This window comes from Halopseudomonas sp. (assembly GCF_036961105.1).
In the GTDB taxonomy this organism is placed as follows: domain Bacteria; phylum Pseudomonadota; class Gammaproteobacteria; order Pseudomonadales; family Pseudomonadaceae; genus Halopseudomonas.
Window position 1 is genome coordinate 1 of record NZ_JBALWW010000004.1, and the last position, 16,598, is coordinate 16,598.

A 16,598-nucleotide genomic window follows, 5' to 3' on the forward strand; every position below is an offset into this window, starting at 1 on the left:
ATAACGCGGACGAGGCTGGCAGAACCTATAAAAAACAAAACCCCATCCAAAATGGACGGGGTTTGTCAGCGATCTGAGGCGGCGCTTCTGCGCCGCCTTTTTTTGTTACGTCTGAAGCAAAACGACAGAGGCGAGCCCATGGGCTCGCCTCTGCGTTGTTGCTACAACCTTGCGATAGCGCCCTATTTAACTGCGCGCACGCTCGGCATCACGAAGCGACTTGATCTGGTCGTGATTGCGCAGCACGCCGTCATACTGACGCTGCACAACCTGGCGAATATCCTCTGGCAGGTTCTTTTCCAGAGCTTCGCGATAGCTTTTCTTGGCTACATCTTCGCCGCGCTCGCATTCGTTCAGAATGGCCTCGTCATCCTTGCCGGTGATCATGGACTTCAGATCTACCCAGCGGCGGTGCATGTCGCCAGCCATGCTGGTTGAGTCTTCCGGATCGCCGCCCAAACGTAGAACAATAGCCTGAAGCTCTTGCGCTGCCTTGCCGCATTCTACCGCGCGCTGGTTGAACAGCGTTTTGAGATCGGCGCGCTTGCTGTCCTCAGCGCAGACACGAAAACCCTCTTCGCCATCCTTGCTGGTTTCGATCAGGTCGTTCAGTGTGGAGATCACTTTTTTTGAATCGGTAGTCATGAACGTAGCTCCTGCTAGTAGTACTGATGGGTGTCACATCAGTTGACTGGGCGCGGGAGAAATTCGTTCAAGTGATTTTTTATTGGCACATGGGGCGCGGTATTACTCGACGGCCCCAGGCGTAAAGCTCAGAGGGGATTTTACTGCGACAGCCGGGTTCCATCCCGGCCTGGAGGTGAGGCTTGGCGCCTTGGTCGAGATGGCGCTCGGCCTTCCCAACCAAGTCGTGGCTTGCCGGGAAGGTCGAGTGACCGCTCGTAGGGGCAGGTTTACAAAAGCATTGAGCGAATATCGCCGAGCAGCTCCCCGAGGCGCTTGGTGAACTGCGCGGCCGCGGCCCCGTTGATAGCGCGGTGATCATAAGACAGCGACAGCGGCAGCATCAGCTGCGGCTGGAAAGCCTTGCCGTCCCACACCGGCTGCATGGTGGCCTTGGACACGCCAAGAATCGCCACTTCCGGGCTGTTCACAATGGGCGTGAAGTAGGTACCACCAATGTGACCCAGGCTGGAAATGGTGAAACAGGCGCCTTGCATGGCGTCGGCGCCCAGTTTCTTGTTACGCGCCTTCTCGGCCAGCTCGGCCGCTTCGCCTGCCAGTTGCAGAAGACTCTTCTTGTCGACATCGCGAATGACCGGCACCAGCAGGCCGTCCGGCGTGTCCACGGCAAAGCCGATGTGCACGTACTTCTTCTGGATCAGCTGTTTGCCATTGGGCGCCAGGGCGACGTTGAATCCGGGTTGCTCGTTCAGTACATGCGCACAGGCCTTGAGCAGGAACGGCAGGATGGTCAGTTTGACGCCGGCCTTTTCCGCCGCCGCTTTCTGGTCCTTGCGGAAGACCTCAAGCGCGCTGATGTCGGCCAGATCGAACTGGGTAACGTGCGGTACATTCAGCCAGCTGCGGTGGATATTGGCTGCACCCACCTGCTGCAGACGCGTCATGTCCTTGGTTTCGATTTCGCCAAAGCGTGAGAAATCGACCGCTGGCACAGCCGGAATGCCCGAGCCGCCCGCAGCAGCGCCAGGCGCGGCTTTCTGCTGTTTCATCACCGCCTGCACGTGCTTCTGCACATCTTCCTTGAGAATGCGCTCACGTGGGCCTGAGGGTTTGACGTCGACCAGATCGATGCCAAACTCGCGGGCCAGCATGCGCACGGCGGGGCCTGCATGCACTTTGGCGCCTTCGCGGCTGGGCCCGCCGACCGGCGGTGGCGAGGCTGCCTCCGGTTCCTTGCTTTCAGCTGGCGCTGCCGCGTTGTCATCCTTGGCGGCGGCTTCGTTGCTTGCCGCCTCGGCTTTGGCGTCGCTGGGTGCTGACTCGTCTTCGCTGCTGTCGTCAGCTTCACTCTGAACCTGCATATGCATGATCAGGTCGCCAGTCTTCACATCCTGCTCCAGCTTGACCTCGATCGACTCAATGACCCCGGCGAAGGGGGCAGGCAGCTCCATGCTGGCCTTGTCGGACTCCAGTACCAGCAGTGACTGGTCGGCTTCGACCTTGTCGCCCTTGCTGACCAGAATCTCGATTACCTTGGCGCCGCCATCGGAGCCCAGGTCGGGCACTTTGACGGGTTCGCTTTTGCTGGCAGCCGCTTTCTTTTCCTTGGGCTCGGCTGCGGGCGCTGATTTCTCGGCTTTCTGCTCGGTCTTGTCGTTTTCCTGGGAGGCCGTTTTCGCGGGCTCCTCGGTCTTGGCTTTGCCGGCATCGGCCTTATCGTCGCTGGCGCTTTCCAGTTCGATCAGCACATCGCCTTCTTTCAGCGTATCGCCCAGCTTGGCCTTGATGGATTTGACCACGCCGCCTTTGGGACACGGGACTTCCATGCTGGCCTTGTCGGATTCGAGCACCAGCAAAGACTGCTCGGCCTCGACGGTGTCGCCTTCCTTGACCAGAATCTCGATGACTTCACCCTCACCGCCGCCGATGTCGGGTACTTTGATGACTTCACTCATACCGTCGCTCCTCAGCAGTCCAGTGGATTGGTTTTGTCAGGGTCGATACCGAACGTCTTGAGCGCATCGGTAAGCACCTTGGGCTTGAGCTTGCCGTCTTCCACCAGGGCACTCAGGGCGGTGTAGGCCACCCAGTGACGATCCACTTCGAAGAACTGGCGCAACTTGCGTCGGCTGTCGCTGCGGCCATAGCCATCGGTGCCCAGCACCTTGTAGTTGCCCGGTACCCACTGGCGGATCTGGTCGGCGAAGAGCTTCATGTAGTCGGTCGAGGCAACTACTGGACCGCTGCGTTTCTCCAGGCATTGCTCTACAAAGGTGAGCTGCTTCTTGCCGGTCGGGCGCAAGCGGTTCTGGCGCTCAACGGCCAGGCCATCACGGCGCAGTTCGTTGAAGCTGGTGACGCTCCAGATATCGGCGGTGACGCCAAAATCGTTCTTGAGGATGGCGGCCGCTTCGCGCACTTCCCGCAAAATGGTGCCGCTGCCCAACAATTGCACATGCAGGTCGCCCGGCTTGCCGGTGGAGTCGAGCAGGTACATGCCGCGCATGATGCCTTCCTGCACCTCCTTGCCCTTGGGCATGGCGGGTTGCTCGTAGGCTTCGTTCATCACGGTCAGGTAGTAGTAGACGTTTTCCTGCTCTTCCATCATGCGCCGCGCGCCTTCGCGGATGATCACCGCCAGCTCGTAGCCGTAGGTCGGATCGTAGCTGCGGCAATTGGGGATGGTGCTGGCAAGAATGTGGCTGTGGCCGTCTTCGTGCTGCAGGCCCTCGCCGTTGAGCGTGGTACGCCCGGCGGTGCCGCCGATCAGGAAGCCCTTGGCGCGGCTGTCACCGGCGGCCCAGGCCAGATCGCCAATGCGCTGGAAGCCAAACATCGAATAGAAGATGTAGAACGGCAGCATCGGCTGGTTGTGCGTGCTGTAGGCGGTGCCGGCCGCAATCCAGCTGGACATCGCACCGGCTTCGTTGATGCCTTCCTCGAGAATCTGGCCCTTCTTGTCCTCGCGGTAGAACATCACCTGATTCTTGTCGACTGGCTCGTACAGCTGACCCACCGAGGAGTAGATACCGAGCTGACGGAACATGCCTTCCATCCCGAAGGTGCGGGCTTCGTCCGGCACTATGGGTACGATACGCGGGCCGAGTTCCTTGTCTTTCACCAGCTGGGAAATAATGCGCACGAAGGCCATGGTGGTGGAGATTTCGCGGTCGCCGCTGCCATCCAGAATCGCTTTCAGCGTATCCAGCGGCGGCACGGGCACGCGCGTGCTTTCCACACGGCGTTGCGGCATGTAGCCACCCAGGGCTTCGCGGCGCGAATGCAGGTACTTGTATTCGGCGCTGCCTTCCTCGGGTTTATAGAAGGGCAGTTTTTCCAGCTCGTCATCGTTGACCGGAATATCGAAGCGGTCGCGGAATGTCTTCAGGCTGTCGATATCAACTTTCTTGGTGTTGTGTGCGGTGTTCTGTCCCTGGCCGGCACCGGTGCCGTAACCCTTGATGGTCTTGGCCAGAATTACACTCGGCTGACCTTCGTGGTGCACTGCGTCGTGATAGGCCGCATACACCTTGTAAGGGTCATGACCGCCGCGGTTGAGTTTCCAGATTTCCGCGTCCGAGAGGTCCTTCACCATCTCCTGCAGCTCGGGACGGGTGCCGAAGAAGTGCTCGCGCACGTAGGCACCGTCGTTGGCCTTGTAATTCTGGTAGTCACCGTCGACCGCCTCTTCCATGCGCTGTTGCAACAAGCCGTTGTCGTCCTTGGCCAGCAGTGGATCCCACATGCGGCCCCAGATGACCTTGATCACGTTCCAATCGGCGCCGCGGAAGCTGCCTTCGAGTTCCTGAATGATCTTGCCATTACCACGCACCGGGCCGTCGAGGCGCTGCAGATTGCAGTTGATGACGAAGATCAGGTTGTCGAGCTTCTCGCGGCCGGCCAAGGCGATGGCGCCCAGCGATTCCGGCTCATCGGTCTCGCCGTCGCCGACGAAGCACCAGACTTTCTGTTTGCCCGGTTCGATAAAACCGCGGTGCTCCAGATACTTCATGAAGCGTGCCTGGTAGATTGCCTGAATCGGCCCAAGGCCCATGGAAACAGTCGGGAACTGCCAGAAGTCGGGCATCAGCCAGGGGTGCGGATAGGAGGATAGACCCTTGCCGTCCACTTCCTGACGGAAGTTATCCATCTGCTCTTCGCTTATGCGACCTTCCATGAAGGCGCGCGCGTAGATGCCGGGCGAGGCGTGGCCCTGAAAAAACACCAGGTCGCCACCGTGTTCTTCGGTAGGCGCCTTGAAAAAGTAGTTGAAGCCGATGTCGTACAGGGTGGCGCTGGAGGCAAAGGTAGAGATGTGGCCGCCCAGGTCCGGATCCTGCTGGTTGGTACGCATCACCATGGCTAGCGCGTTCCAGCGCACCATCGAGCGAATGCGGCGTTCCATGAACAGGTCGCCGGGCATGCGGGCTTCGTGGGTCACCGGAATGGTGTTGCGATAGGGCGTGGTAATGGCATAGGGCAGGGGAGTGCCGGTGCGGCTGGCCAGCTCGCCAAGGCGCGTCATCAGGTAGTGCGCGCGGTCTTCACCTTCGTTGTCGAGTACGGATTCCAGGGCATCGAGCCATTCCTGGGTTTCAAGCGGATCGATATCGTCTTGCTTCATTGTGGTCTCCAGACCTTGTGGGTCCTGCAAGTGCCGGAAGGCGCAAGGCTGCCGCAAGTCGATGGATTGTCGGCAGGCCGTGCGCAGCGTTCGCTAACACCTGTGGGTGTTGTGACACGGGTTGACTGAAATTGTTCTTGTAGTTTTACTACAAAATTGCGGCTTTATCTACCCCTTCATGCGCTCTTATGTAGCTTTGCTACATTATGACTGAGCGGTCGCCGCTGGCCGTGCTTTCCTGCTGCTCGCCATCATGGCAAGCTGCCGTTTCGGTTTTTGTACAGGATAGACCATGCCCCATTCTCTGCCGTTGCTCCCCGATACCCTGCGTCCTACTCTGGATCATCATCTGGCGCAGTGGCGCGCCGCTCTGGAGGGGGCGGAGCTGGCTTCGCGTCTGAACGAACTGGGCAACGACTTTGCGCAGCAACTACCGCAGGTGCTGGCGGGCAGTGATTATGTGGCCGAGCAGCTGCGCCGGGATCCTCACCTGGCATGGCGTCTGCTGGAAGATCAGCGTTTGTTGCGCCCCCTGCGCGAAGGTGAGATGCGCAGCCTGCTGCAACAGGAGTTGCGGGGTGTAAATAACGAGGAAGAGCTGGCGCAGCATTTGCGCCGGTTTCGTCAGATGCAGCAGGTACGCATTATCTGGCGTGACCTGACCCGCCAGGCAGCGCTAGGGGAGACTACGCGCGATCTGTCGGACATGGCCGACGCCTGTATCGATGAAGCTTATCAATGGCTCTACCTGCAAACCTGCGCCTCCCTTGGTCAACCGCGTAGCGCGGCGGGTACACCCCAGCACATGGTGGTGCTGGGCATGGGCAAGCTGGGCGCCTTCGAGCTCAACCTGTCATCCGACATTGACCTGATCTTCGCTTATCCCGAGCCTGGCGAGACCCAGGGTGGGCGGCGCAGCCTGTCCAATCAGGAATTTTTCATCCGTGTGGGGCAGAAGCTGATCAAGGCGCTGGATGCGCCCACGGTGGACGGGTTCGTGTTTCGTGTGGATATGCGGCTGCGACCCTACGGTGACAGCGGCGCGCTGGTATTCAGCTTTGATGCGCTGGAGCAGTACTACCAGAGCCAGGGGCGTGACTGGGAACGTTACGCCATGATCAAGGCGCGGGTCGTCGCCGGCGATCAGGTTGCCGGCGCCGAGCTGCAGGCCTTGCTCAAGCCCTTCGTCTATCGACGCTATCTCGATTTTGCCGCTATTGATGCGCTACGCAGTCTGAAGCAGATGATCCAGCGCGAGGTGCAGCGCAAGGGCCTGCAGGACAACGTCAAGCTCGGCTCCGGCGGTATACGCGAGGTGGAGTTTATCGGCCAGGCGTTCCAGTTGATTCACGGCGGGCGCGACCGCGCCTTGCAGCAACGGCCCATACTGGGTGTGCTGCAAACCCTGGCTGCCAATGATTATCTTCCGGCCATTGCGGTGGAAGAGCTGAGTACCGCCTACAGCTTCCTGCGCGATACCGAGCACGCCCTGCAGGCGGTAGATGATCGGCAAACCCAGATGCTGCCGACCGACGCGCTCGGCCAGGCGCGCATCGCCTTCATGTTGGGCTTCGCCGATTGGGCGGCGTTTCGCGAACGGCTGGATCGAGAGCGGGCGACTGTGGCCCGGCATTTTGCCGGCGTGATCGCCGACCCAGACGAGGATGAGGCCGAGCCTGCCGCGCCGCATGCTGATTGGCTGCCGCTGTGGGAGGGTACCCTGGATGAAGCCCAGGCGCTGGAGCAACTGAGCGCCGCCGGCTTTACCGATGCCGAAGCGGCCTGGCGCAGGCTCAACTCGCTGCTTGCCTCCGGGCGGGTCAAGGCGATGCAGCGCGCCGGGCGCGAGCGTCTGGACGGCTTCATGCCGCGCCTGCTGGCCATGGCCTGCGAACAGGATAATGCCGATCTGGCGTTGGAGCGCGTATTGCCGTTGATCGAAGCCGTGGCGCGGCGCTCGGCCTACCTGGTGTTGCTGACCGAGAACCCCGGTGCCCTGCGCGAGCTGCTGGTGCTGTGCGCCGCCAGCCCCTGGATCGCCGAGCAGATTACCCGATACCCGGTGGTGCTGGACGAATTGCTTAATGCTGGCCGCCTGTATCGACCGCCGGAGCCGGATGAGCTGGCCGACGAGTTGCGTCAGCAATTGCTGCGCATTCCCGAGGATGACCTTGAACAACAGATGGAAACCCTGCGCTACTTCAAGCGCGCCCATGTGCTGCGGGTAGCCGCGTCCGAGATTGCCGGCACCCTGTCGCTGATGAAAGTGAGCGACTACCTGACCTGGATCGCCGAGGCTATTTTGCAGCAGGTGCTCAAACTGGCGTGGCGTGAAATGGTTTCGCGGCATGGTCAGCCTGCGCGTGCCGATGGGTCGCGCTGCGAACTTGATTTTATCGTGGTGGGTTACGGCAAGGTGGGTGGCATCGAGCTGGGCCATGGCTCCGACCTGGATCTGGTGTTTATTCACGATGGGGATCCGCAATCGGAAACCGACGGCGCCAAGCCTATCGATGGCAGCAAGTTTTTTACCCGCCTGGGCCAACGCATCATTCATATGCTCAATACTCAGACCGTCTCGGGTGCGCTCTACGAGGTGGATATGCGGCTACGGCCCTCCGGCGACTCTGGCCTGCTGGTCAGCTCACTGGCGTCCTTTGCGCGCTACCAGCGTGAGGAGGCCTGGACCTGGGAGCATCAGGCGCTGGTGCGCGCAAGGCCGCTGGTAGGTTGTGCGCAGTTGACCGAGCGCTTTGCCGCGCTGCGCGCCGAAGTGCTGGGCAGTCCGCAGGACGAAAGAGCCTTGGCCCGCGAGGTGACGCTCATGCGGCAGAAAATGCGCGACAACCTGGGCACCGCAGCGACCGGCGCGGGTACTGCCGCAGATGCCTTCACCGCCGAGCGGCTGTTTGATCTCAAGCAGGATGCTGGAGGTATCGTTGATATCGAATTTATGGTGCAATATGCGGTTCTGGCCTGGTCGTGCCGGTACCCCGAATTACTACGCTACACCGATAACATCAGGATTCTTGATGAGCTGCAGACCGCCGGCCTGATCGCTGGCGACGACGTGCACCGCCTGCAGGAGGCTTACAAAGCCTACCGGGCAGCGGCTCATCGCCTGGCATTGCAAAAGCAGCCGGGCAAAGTAAGCGGCGACCAGTTTCATGATTTCCGTCATGGAGTCATCAAGCTATGGCAGCAGATGCTGCCGACCCCAGAGCCTGACCCCTCTGCGTGAGGGCAGGCGTACTGGAGCGCTCAGGCAGAACCAAGAACGCAAGACTGACAGAATAGAGAATATGGAGCTGGCTGCTATGTCGATGGCCGATCGTGATGGTGTTATCTGGTTTGATGGTGAAATGATCCCCTGGCGTGAGGCCAACGTGCATGTGCTCACGCACTCACTGCACTACGGCATGGGCGTATTTGAAGGCGTTCGTGCCTATAACACGCCAGACGGTACTGCGATTTTTCGTCTGCAGGCGCACACCGATCGCTTGTTTGATTCGGCCCACATCATGGGCATGAAGATTCCGTTCACCAAGGAACAGTTGAACGAAGCCCAGCGCGCCGTGGTGCGTGAAAATGGCCTGGAGACCGCTTACATTCGCCCTCTGGTGTTCTACGGTTCCGAAGGCATGGGCATTCGCGCCGACAATCTCAAGGTGCATGTGGCCATCGCCGCCTGGCATTGGGGCGCCTACATGGGCGAAGAGGCGCTGGAGCGCGGCATCAAGATTCGCACCAGCTCCTTTACTCGCCATCACGTCAACATCACCATGACCCGCGCCAAGGCTAGCGGCGCCTACATGAACTCCATGCTGGCATTGCAGGAAGCGGTATCGGCCGGTGCCGATGAAGCACTACTACTGGACCCGGAAGGTTACGTTGCCGAGGGCTCTGGCGAGAACGTTTTTATCGTCAAGAACGGCACCATCTACACGCCGGAAGTGACGGCCTGCCTGAACGGCATTACCCGGGCCACAGTGCTGGCGCTGGCTGCTCAGTTTGGCGTGCCAATCATCGAGAAACGCATCACCCGTGATGAAGTCTATATCGCTGATGAGGCCTTCTTCACAGGTACCGCTGCCGAGGTCACGCCCATTCGCGAGCTGGATGGTCGGCAGATCGGCGAAGGTCGCCGCGGTCCGGTTACCGAAAAGCTGCAGAAAGCTTACTTTGATCTGGTTACCGGTCAGACCGCTGAACACGCCGAGTGGCGGACGCTGGTCAAGTAAGCGGCAAGCTGCAAGCCACAAGCGGCAAGCTGTCGGGATCGACTTTTTGCCGCCTTTGGAGTTCTTGCAGCTTGCAGCTTGAGGCTTGCCGCTTATGAAAATTCTGATTGTAGGACCGAGCTGGGTAGGCGACATGGTGATGGCGCAGACCCTGTTCGTCTGCCTGAAACAGCAGCACGGCGAGGACTGCCAGATTGATGTGCTGGCGCCGGACTGGAGTCGCCCGATTCTGGAGCGCATGCCCGAGGTACGGCAGGCGTTGAGTTTTCCGCTAGGCCATGGATCACTGGAGCTGGCTACCCGCCGCCGTATCGGCCGCGAACTGGCAGGCCAGTACGACCAGGCCATCTTGCTACCCAATTCGTTGAAGTCTGCACTGGTGCCTTTTTTTGCCGGCATCCCTGTGCGTACCGGCTGGCGCGGCGAGATGCGCTATGGTCTGCTCAATGATGTGCGGGTGCTCGACAAGGCGCGTTATCCATTGATGATCGAGCGCTTTATGGCGCTCGCTTATGCTCCGGGCGCCGCGTTGCCCAAACCTTATCCCAATCCTGCCCTGCGGATTGAAGACAACTCGCGTGCGGCTGCGCTGGCGCGCTTCGGGCTGGAGCTGGATCGTCCGGTATTGGCACTGTGCCCGGGCGCTGAATTTGGCGAAGCCAAGCGCTGGCCGAGCGAACACTACGCCAAGGTGGCGGAAGAAAAAATTCGCCAGGGCTGGCAGGTGTGGCTGTTCGGCTCGAAAAATGATCACGCCGTAGGCGAGCAGATTCGTGCGCGGCTGATTCCGGGGCTGAGGGAAGAGGCGGTCAACCTGTCGGGTGAAACCAGCCTGGCGGAGGCAATAGATCTGTTGTCCTGTGCCGCTGCGGTGGTGAGCAATGATTCCGGCCTGATGCACGTGGCGGCAGCCTTGAATCGTCCTCTGGTAGCCATCTACGGTTCGACTTCCCCCGGTTTCACCCCGCCGCTGGCTGAACAGGTGGCAACCGTGCGCCTGGGTCTGGACTGCAGTCCATGCTTTGATCGTACCTGCCGGTTCGGTCATTACAACTGCCTGCGTGACCTGCCGCCATCCCAGGTGATTGCCGCGCTGGATCAGATGGTCGGCGATATTCTGCACGACCCGCAGGATCTTTAACCCATGCGTGTGCTGGTAATCAAGACCACGTCGCTGGGTGACGTAATTCATACCCTCCCGGCGCTGACCGACGCCGCGCGCGCGATTCCCGGCATTCGCTTCGACTGGGTGGTAGAGGAGGGATTTGCCGAAATTCCAGCCTGGCATCCGGCCGTAGACCGCGTCATTCCGGTAGCGGTGCGGCGCTGGCGCAAGAATTTGTGGCAAACCCTGCGTAGCGGCGAGTGGCGCGCCTTCAAACGCGCCATCGGCGAGACCCAGTACGATCTGGTGATTGATGCTCAGGGTTTGCTCAAAAGCGCCTGGTTAAGCCGTTATGCGCGAGGCCCGGTGGCGGGGCTGGACAAGGATTCAGCCCGTGAGCCGCTTGCCAGCCGCTTTTACCAGCGCAAGCTCAATGTGCCCTGGGGGCAGCACGCCGTGGAGCGTACGCGCCAGCTGTTTGCTCAGGCGCTGGGCTATAACGTACCTGAAGGCCTGGGCGATTACGGATTGACGCCGCCCACGGTCGCTAGTGATGCGGAATCACCGGCGTACGTGGTCTTCCTGCACGGGACTACCTGGGTCACCAAGCATTGGCCGGAGCGTTACTGGCGCGAGCTGGCAGAGCGGGTCAGCGCGCTTGGCGTGCAGGTCAAACTGCCCTGGGGCAGCCTTGAAGAGCAGGCTCGAGCGCAGCGCATTGCAGAGGGCCTGGGCTTGGTACAGGTATTGCCACGCTTGCCGCTGGCAGGCATGGCCAGTGTTTTGGCTGGCGCCAAGGCCTGCGTGGCGGTCGATACCGGGCTGGGCCATCTGGCTGCAGCGCTCGATGTGCCGACGCTGTCACTGTTCGGGCCAACCAATCCGGGTTTTACCGGCGCCTATGGCCGCGCTCAACGGCATTTGGCCAGTGACTTTGCCTGCGCGCCCTGTCTGCGCAAGGTATGTACCTATCAGCCCACGCCGGCGGACGCGCGGCAGTTCGACCTGAGCACCGAGCAACCGCTATGCTTTACTCGCCTGAACCCCGAGCGCGTGCTAGCGCAGCTGCACACCTTAATGTCTGCAAAGAGAGCTGATTGATGCAACTGGCCTTTGTGCTCTACAAGTATTTCCCGTTTGGCGGCCTGCAGCGCGATTTTCTGCGTATTGCCCAGGTGTGCCAGGCCAGAGGTCACAGCATCCGGGTTTATACACTGAAGTGGGACGGCGAGGTGCCGGCCGGGTTTGACGTGGTCATGGTGCCGGTCAAGGCGCTGAGCAACCATCGGCGTAACGAAAAATTCACGGCTTGGGTGGCCTCTGATCTGGCCAGGCGTCCTGTCGATCGGGTGGTGGGTTTCAACAAGATGCCCGGGCTTGATGTGTATTACGCCGCTGACCCCTGCTTTGAAGACAAGGCGCAGACCCTGCGCAGCGCGCTGTATCGCCACACCGGCCGTTATCGGCATTTTGCCGCCTACGAGCGGGCCGTGTTTTCGCCTGCAGTCGGCACCGAGATCCTGATGATTTCGGATGTGCAGCTGCCGCTTTTTACCAAGCATTACCGCACGCCGCTGGAGCGCTTTCACATGCTGCCGCCCGGTATCTCGCCGGACCGCCGCGCGCCGGCGAACGCAGCTGAGGTACGCGCCGCGTTTCGTGAAGAATTCAAGGTGGCCGATGACGAGCTGCTACTGGTGCAGATCGGTTCGGGCTTTATTACCAAAGGGCTGGACCGCTCCATTCGGGCGCTTGCCGCCTTGCCAGCGCACTTGCAGCGGCGCACCCGGTTGATGGTGATCGGACAGGATGACGCGGCAAGCTTCAAACGGCTGGCGCGTTCGCTGGGGGTGGCCGAACGGGTCGAGTTCCTCAAGGGGCGTAGCGATGTACCGCGCTTTCTGTTGGGCGCCGACCTGCTGATTCACCCTGCCTACAATGAGAATACGGGTACGGTGCTGCTGGAGGCGCTGGTTGCGGGCCTGCCGATTCTGGTAACCGAGGTCTGCGGCTATGCTCACTATATCGAAGAGGCCGACTGCGGCCTGGTAGTACCCTCACCCTTTTCCCAGGACACCCTGAACAGAATGCTGAGCGATATGCTGAACGATCCTGATCTGCGGCAGAGTTGGCAGGCCAACGCGCTTCGCTTCGCCGACCAGCACGACCTGTACAGCCTGCCCGAGCGGGCCGCAGACGTCATTCTGGGAGAAGCAGCGTGACTGTGACGCTGAAAGAACCCTTCGCCAGCCTGTGGGCCGGCCGCGACCCCTTTGTCGAAGTCGAACGGCTGGACGGCGAGATTTTTCGTGAGCTGGAGGCCAGGCGCACGGTGCGCACCGAAGTACAGGGCAAGGGCTACTTCGTGAAGATCCACCGCGGTGTTGGCTGGGCGGAAATACTCAAAAACTGGAGCACACTCAAGGCGCCGGTGCTGGGCGCGGGCCAGGAATGGCAAGCCATAGCCGCGCTGCAGCAGGCGGGCGTACCCACCATGACTGCGGTTGCCTTTGGCGAGCGCGGGCGCAATCCGGCAGGGCAGCACTCGTTTATCATCACCGAGGAGCTCGCGCCTACCATCAGTCTGGAAGACTACAGCGTCAACTGGCTGCAGGAGCCGCCTGCGCCAGTTCTCAAGCGCGCACTGATCGAGCGCGTGGCGCAGATGACGCGGCAGATGCACGGTGCGGGCGTGAACCACCGCGACTGCTATATCTGTCATTTTCTGCTGCACACCGATCAACCCATCACCGCCTCTCAGGTGCCGTTGTCGATCATCGATCTGCACCGTGCGCAGATACGTCCTCAGGTGCCATTACGCTGGCGCAACAAGGACCTGGCCGGACTGTATTTTTCTGCCCTGAATATCGGTCTCACCCGCGGCGACAAGCTGCGCTTTCTGCGTAGCTACTTCGCGTTGCCGCTGCGCGAAGTGTTGAAACGTGAAGCGCCCTTGTTGCAAGCGCTTGAGCGCAAGGCAGCCAAGCTGCAGGCACGGTTCGCCCGCAAGTACGCCCCCCAAGCCACGCCATGAAGCGCTGGACTCTGAACCCCGAATACGCGACCGGGGATAGCGGGCGGCTATTTGCCGATATGGACTCGGTATTTGCACTGCAGGGCAAGGTTATCACCCAGGATGGCATCAGCAGCGTGCACAAGGTGTGGGTGGGCGATCGTTTTTATTATCTGAAACGCTACACCGAAGCCGGCAAGAATCTACGGCGTTATGTTGGTCGCTCGCGTATCCAGGCGGAGTGGGAAAACCTGCTGACCTTTCAGGCCTGGGGTATACCCACCGCGCCGGTGGTGGCCTTTGGTTCGGAGCGTCACAATGGTGCCTTTATGCGGGGCGCTCTGATCACCGAAGAGCTGGCCGCCACGCGCGATCTCGCCGATTTGGCACGCAGTGCTGATGCACGCCTGCAAGACTCGGCTTGGGTGGCGCATGTTTTTCGCCAGATCGCCTACGCAACGCGGATGATGCACGAGCACGGCTTTACTCATAACGATTTGAAGTGGCGCAATATTCTGGTGGACGAGCGACCCCGAGCCAAGGTGCACATGATTGATTGCCCCGCGGGGACCTTTTGGTGGGGGCCGATGCTGCAATATCGAATCATCAAGGATCTGGCTTGCCTGGATAAACTGGGCAAGCGGCACCTGCGCCGTACCCAGAGAATGGCCTTCTTCAAGGTCTATCTTGGCAAGTCCACGCTGAATGCTGATGACAAGAAGCGCATTCGGGCCGTCGTCCACTTTTTTGCAGGCAGAGAATGAGCAGTCCTCCTTTTGTAGCTGTGAATGCGCGCGAGGTGCTTAGCCGCCATGGTTTGGACAGTTTTGCCGCGCTCTGGGCCTTGGCCCTGTCAACCGTAGAGAAGGACACGCGAGAAGGCGCGGGTTGGAGCAGCGTACACCGGCTCGAGCTGACCGACGTTAATGGTGATCTGCAGTGCTTCTACCTTAAGCGGCAAGAGAATCACTGCACCCGAACGCTCAAGTCGCCTTTGGGAGAGCCCACATTTGCGCGCGAGTTTCGAGCGGCGCAGCAATATGCCCGCTTGGGCATACCCGCTCTGGAGGCCGCTTTTTTCGCTTGCCGTGAAGAGCAGGGGCAGCGGCAGGCTATCCTGATGACGCGGGCGCTGGACGGCTATGCCTCGCTGGATCAATGGTATGAGGGCTGGCAGCAGTTACCCTTGAACCAGAGTATTACCCTTATACAAGCCTGTGGGGCGCTGGTGCGTGCGCTGCATAACGCCGGGATCACGCATAACCGGCTGCATCCTCAGCATGTGTTTCTCCGCTTGCACGGTGATGGCGCCGGAGCCCGACTGATCGACCTTGAGAATACGCACCGCGCCTGGTTTGCGCAGCACAGCTTCATACGTGACCTGGATGTGCTCAATCGTTACAGTGAAGCGCCCACCCGAACGCAACGTCTGCGCTTTGTGCTGGCTTATATGGGTCAGCGTCGTCTTGACGCCGATAGCAAGAAACTGGTGCGGCGGCTGGTGGCGCGCCGGGCCAGCAAGGAGGCCAAAAAGTGACGTTGACGACTGAGTTGCAGCAAGCCGGGCGCGAGCCGCGGTTACCAATGCAGCTGCCATTGGACGAGGGTAATACCTTGCTGGTAGAGCGGTGGCTGCGGATCCTGCCTGGCAAGCGTCTGGTGGGGCTGGCGAGACATGAGGGCCGCCCCGTCTTGCTCAAGTTATTCATCGGCGGCGGTGCCGCACGGCATTGTGAGCGCGAACGCCTGGGTGTAACGGCCTTGCAGCAACAACAGATAAGTACTCCAGCGCTGCTGGCCGAGGGCAGCATTGAAGGCGGCGGTCGCTATCTGCTGAGCGAGTTTCTGCTTGATGCCGATTCGCTACAGCAACGCTGGGATGCCTTGTCTGCGCATCAACCGGGTGGGGCCCAGGCCATGGATTTGCTGGGGCAGGCGCTGTCGATTATTGGTCACATGCACAGCAAGGGGCTGATGCAAACTGATCTGCATCTGGGTAACTTTCTGCAACAGGGTGACCGGCTGTACATGATCGACGGCGATGCGGTCGCGGTGCTCAGCCCTGGTCAGCCGCTGAGCGCAGACCAGGCGCAACAGAACCTGGCGATCTTTTTTGCGCAATTACCGCCGGACTGGGATGAATTCACCGACCTGCTACTGATCCAATATCTGCAGCACAATCCGATCGCACTGAACCCGGACACCTTGAGCGTCAGCATAGGCACCGTCCGCCGCCAGCGGCAAAACGACTACCTGAGCAAAAGTCTGCGCGACTGCACACAGTTTTCAGTGGCGCGTAGCTGGGCGCGATTCACCGCCGTGGTGCGCTCCGAGACCGAGCGGTTGACCACATTACTGGCCAACCCTGATCAGCTTTTTGTTGCGCAACCGCTGCTCAAGGATGGCGGCAGTAGCACGGTAGTCAAAGCGCAGACTTCCGGCGCTCCAGTGGTGGTAAAACGCTACAACATCAAAGGTTTTGGTCACTGGCTAAAGCGCTTCTGGCGTCCGAGCAGGGCGTGGCATTCCTGGCTGGCGGCGCATCGTCTGCAGTTTCTTGGCATCGCTACGCCAGCGCCGCTGGCGATGATTGAAAGCCGCTTCGGCCCGCTGCGGCGCCAGGCCTGGTTGATTACCGAATACTATGAAGGCGAAGACCTGCTGGCGCATTTTGGTCCGTTCGGCGACCAGTCTCCGGATGAGAATACCGCCAAAGCCCTGCTCAAGCCTTTCGAGCAACTGGTTGCCGCGCGCATCAGTCATGGCGACTTCAAAGCCACCAACCTGCTGTGGTTACAGGGTGAGGTGATACTGATTGACCTGGATGCCATGCAACAGCATCACAGCGAAACGAGTTGGCGACAGGCCTGGGCGCGAGACCGGGCTCGCTTCATACGTAATTGGCCAGCCGATAGCCCGTTGGCGCGATGGTTGGACGCGCAGTTGCCCTGAGGCTCTCTAGTTCTAGAG

At 60.5% G+C, this 16,598-nt stretch carries 12 protein-coding genes; 9 read left to right on the plus strand and 3 right to left on the minus strand.

The genetic code is table 11. The features are described from left to right. Positions 1–186 precede the first annotated feature (186 nt). The 3 genes from V7756_RS06400 to aceE form a co-directional block, all read right to left on the minus strand. Positions 187–645: a ferritin-like domain-containing protein gene (locus V7756_RS06400; protein ID WP_335609324.1), complete on the minus strand. Its 459-nt coding sequence runs from the start codon at positions 643–645 to the stop codon at positions 187–189. Positions 646–914: 269 nt separating this feature from the next. Then, on the minus strand, positions 915–2,600 hold the full coding sequence (aceF, locus tag V7756_RS06405; protein WP_335609325.1) for a dihydrolipoyllysine-residue acetyltransferase: 1,686 nt from the start codon (positions 2,598–2,600) through the stop codon (positions 915–917). A gap of 11 nt (positions 2,601–2,611) precedes the next feature. Continuing rightward, positions 2,612–5,269, minus strand: coding sequence for a pyruvate dehydrogenase (acetyl-transferring), homodimeric type (gene aceE, locus V7756_RS06410; protein ID WP_335609326.1), 2,658 nt, complete (start codon positions 5,267–5,269; stop codon positions 2,612–2,614). 292 nt (positions 5,270–5,561) lie between these two features. On the opposite strand from aceE, the gene glnE reads away from it, so the two are divergent. From glnE to V7756_RS06455, 9 genes are all read left to right on the plus strand, one after another. Next, on the plus strand, positions 5,562–8,510 hold the full coding sequence (gene glnE / locus V7756_RS06415) for a bifunctional [glutamate--ammonia ligase]-adenylyl-L-tyrosine phosphorylase/[glutamate--ammonia-ligase] adenylyltransferase (protein WP_335609327.1): 2,949 nt from the start codon (positions 5,562–5,564) through the stop codon (positions 8,508–8,510). Between the two features lie 76 nt (positions 8,511–8,586). Further along, the gene (locus V7756_RS06420; RefSeq protein WP_335609328.1) at positions 8,587–9,510 is read left to right on the plus strand and encodes a branched-chain amino acid transaminase; all 924 of its coding nucleotides are present in this window, start codon (positions 8,587–8,589) and stop codon (positions 9,508–9,510) included. Positions 9,511–9,604: 94 nt separating this feature from the next. Next, positions 9,605–10,651 carry a lipopolysaccharide heptosyltransferase II gene (waaF, locus tag V7756_RS06425; RefSeq protein ID WP_335609329.1) on the plus strand — a complete coding sequence of 349 codons (1,047 nt, stop codon included), beginning with the start codon at positions 9,605–9,607 and terminating at the stop codon, positions 10,649–10,651. Between the two features lie 3 nt (positions 10,652–10,654). Further along, positions 10,655–11,716, plus strand: coding sequence for a lipopolysaccharide heptosyltransferase I (gene waaC / locus V7756_RS06430; RefSeq protein WP_335609330.1), 1,062 nt, complete (start codon positions 10,655–10,657; stop codon positions 11,714–11,716). Further along, complete coding sequence (locus V7756_RS06435; protein WP_335609331.1) at positions 11,716–12,837, plus strand: glycosyltransferase family 4 protein; 1,122 nt, start codon at positions 11,716–11,718, stop codon at positions 12,835–12,837. The genes waaC and V7756_RS06435 overlap by 1 nt, the downstream gene beginning before the upstream one ends. Next, positions 12,834–13,649: a lipopolysaccharide core heptose(I) kinase RfaP gene (rfaP, locus tag V7756_RS06440; RefSeq protein WP_335609332.1), complete on the plus strand. Its 816-nt coding sequence runs from the start codon at positions 12,834–12,836 to the stop codon at positions 13,647–13,649. The genes V7756_RS06435 and rfaP overlap by 4 nt, the downstream gene beginning before the upstream one ends. After that, positions 13,646–14,392, plus strand: a complete 747-nt coding sequence (locus V7756_RS06445; RefSeq protein ID WP_335609333.1) for a lipopolysaccharide kinase InaA family protein — start codon at positions 13,646–13,648, stop codon at positions 14,390–14,392. The genes rfaP and V7756_RS06445 overlap by 4 nt, the downstream gene beginning before the upstream one ends. Further along, positions 14,389–15,165, plus strand: coding sequence for a lipopolysaccharide kinase InaA family protein (locus V7756_RS06450; protein ID WP_335609334.1), 777 nt, complete (start codon positions 14,389–14,391; stop codon positions 15,163–15,165). The genes V7756_RS06445 and V7756_RS06450 overlap by 4 nt, the downstream gene beginning before the upstream one ends. Beyond that, positions 15,162–16,580, plus strand: a complete 1,419-nt coding sequence (locus V7756_RS06455) for a lipopolysaccharide kinase InaA family protein (RefSeq protein WP_335609335.1) — start codon at positions 15,162–15,164, stop codon at positions 16,578–16,580. Before V7756_RS06450 ends, V7756_RS06455 begins: the two co-directional genes overlap by 4 nt. The last annotated feature ends 18 nt before the right edge of the window (positions 16,581–16,598 follow it).

What these genes read in the sequence shown, in the direction of transcription:
- V7756_RS06400 (WP_335609324.1), bottom strand. Translation starts at nt 645, where the DNA reads ATGACTACCGATTCAAAAAAAGTGATCTCCACACTGAACGACCTGATC.
- aceF (WP_335609325.1), bottom strand. Translation starts at nt 2,600, where the DNA reads ATGAGTGAAGTCATCAAAGTACCCGACATCGGCGGCGGTGAGGGTGAA.
- aceE (WP_335609326.1), bottom strand. Translation starts at nt 5,269, where the DNA reads ATGAAGCAAGACGATATCGATCCGCTTGAAACCCAGGAATGGCTCGAT.
- glnE (WP_335609327.1), top strand. Translation starts at nt 5,562, where the DNA reads ATGCCCCATTCTCTGCCGTTGCTCCCCGATACCCTGCGTCCTACTCTG.
- V7756_RS06420 (WP_335609328.1), top strand. Translation starts at nt 8,587, where the DNA reads ATGTCGATGGCCGATCGTGATGGTGTTATCTGGTTTGATGGTGAAATG.
- waaF (WP_335609329.1), top strand. Translation starts at nt 9,605, where the DNA reads ATGAAAATTCTGATTGTAGGACCGAGCTGGGTAGGCGACATGGTGATG.
- waaC (WP_335609330.1), top strand. Translation starts at nt 10,655, where the DNA reads ATGCGTGTGCTGGTAATCAAGACCACGTCGCTGGGTGACGTAATTCAT.
- V7756_RS06435 (WP_335609331.1), top strand. Translation starts at nt 11,716, where the DNA reads ATGCAACTGGCCTTTGTGCTCTACAAGTATTTCCCGTTTGGCGGCCTG.
- V7756_RS06445 (WP_335609333.1), top strand. Translation starts at nt 13,646, where the DNA reads ATGAAGCGCTGGACTCTGAACCCCGAATACGCGACCGGGGATAGCGGG.
- V7756_RS06450 (WP_335609334.1), top strand. Translation starts at nt 14,389, where the DNA reads ATGAGCAGTCCTCCTTTTGTAGCTGTGAATGCGCGCGAGGTGCTTAGC.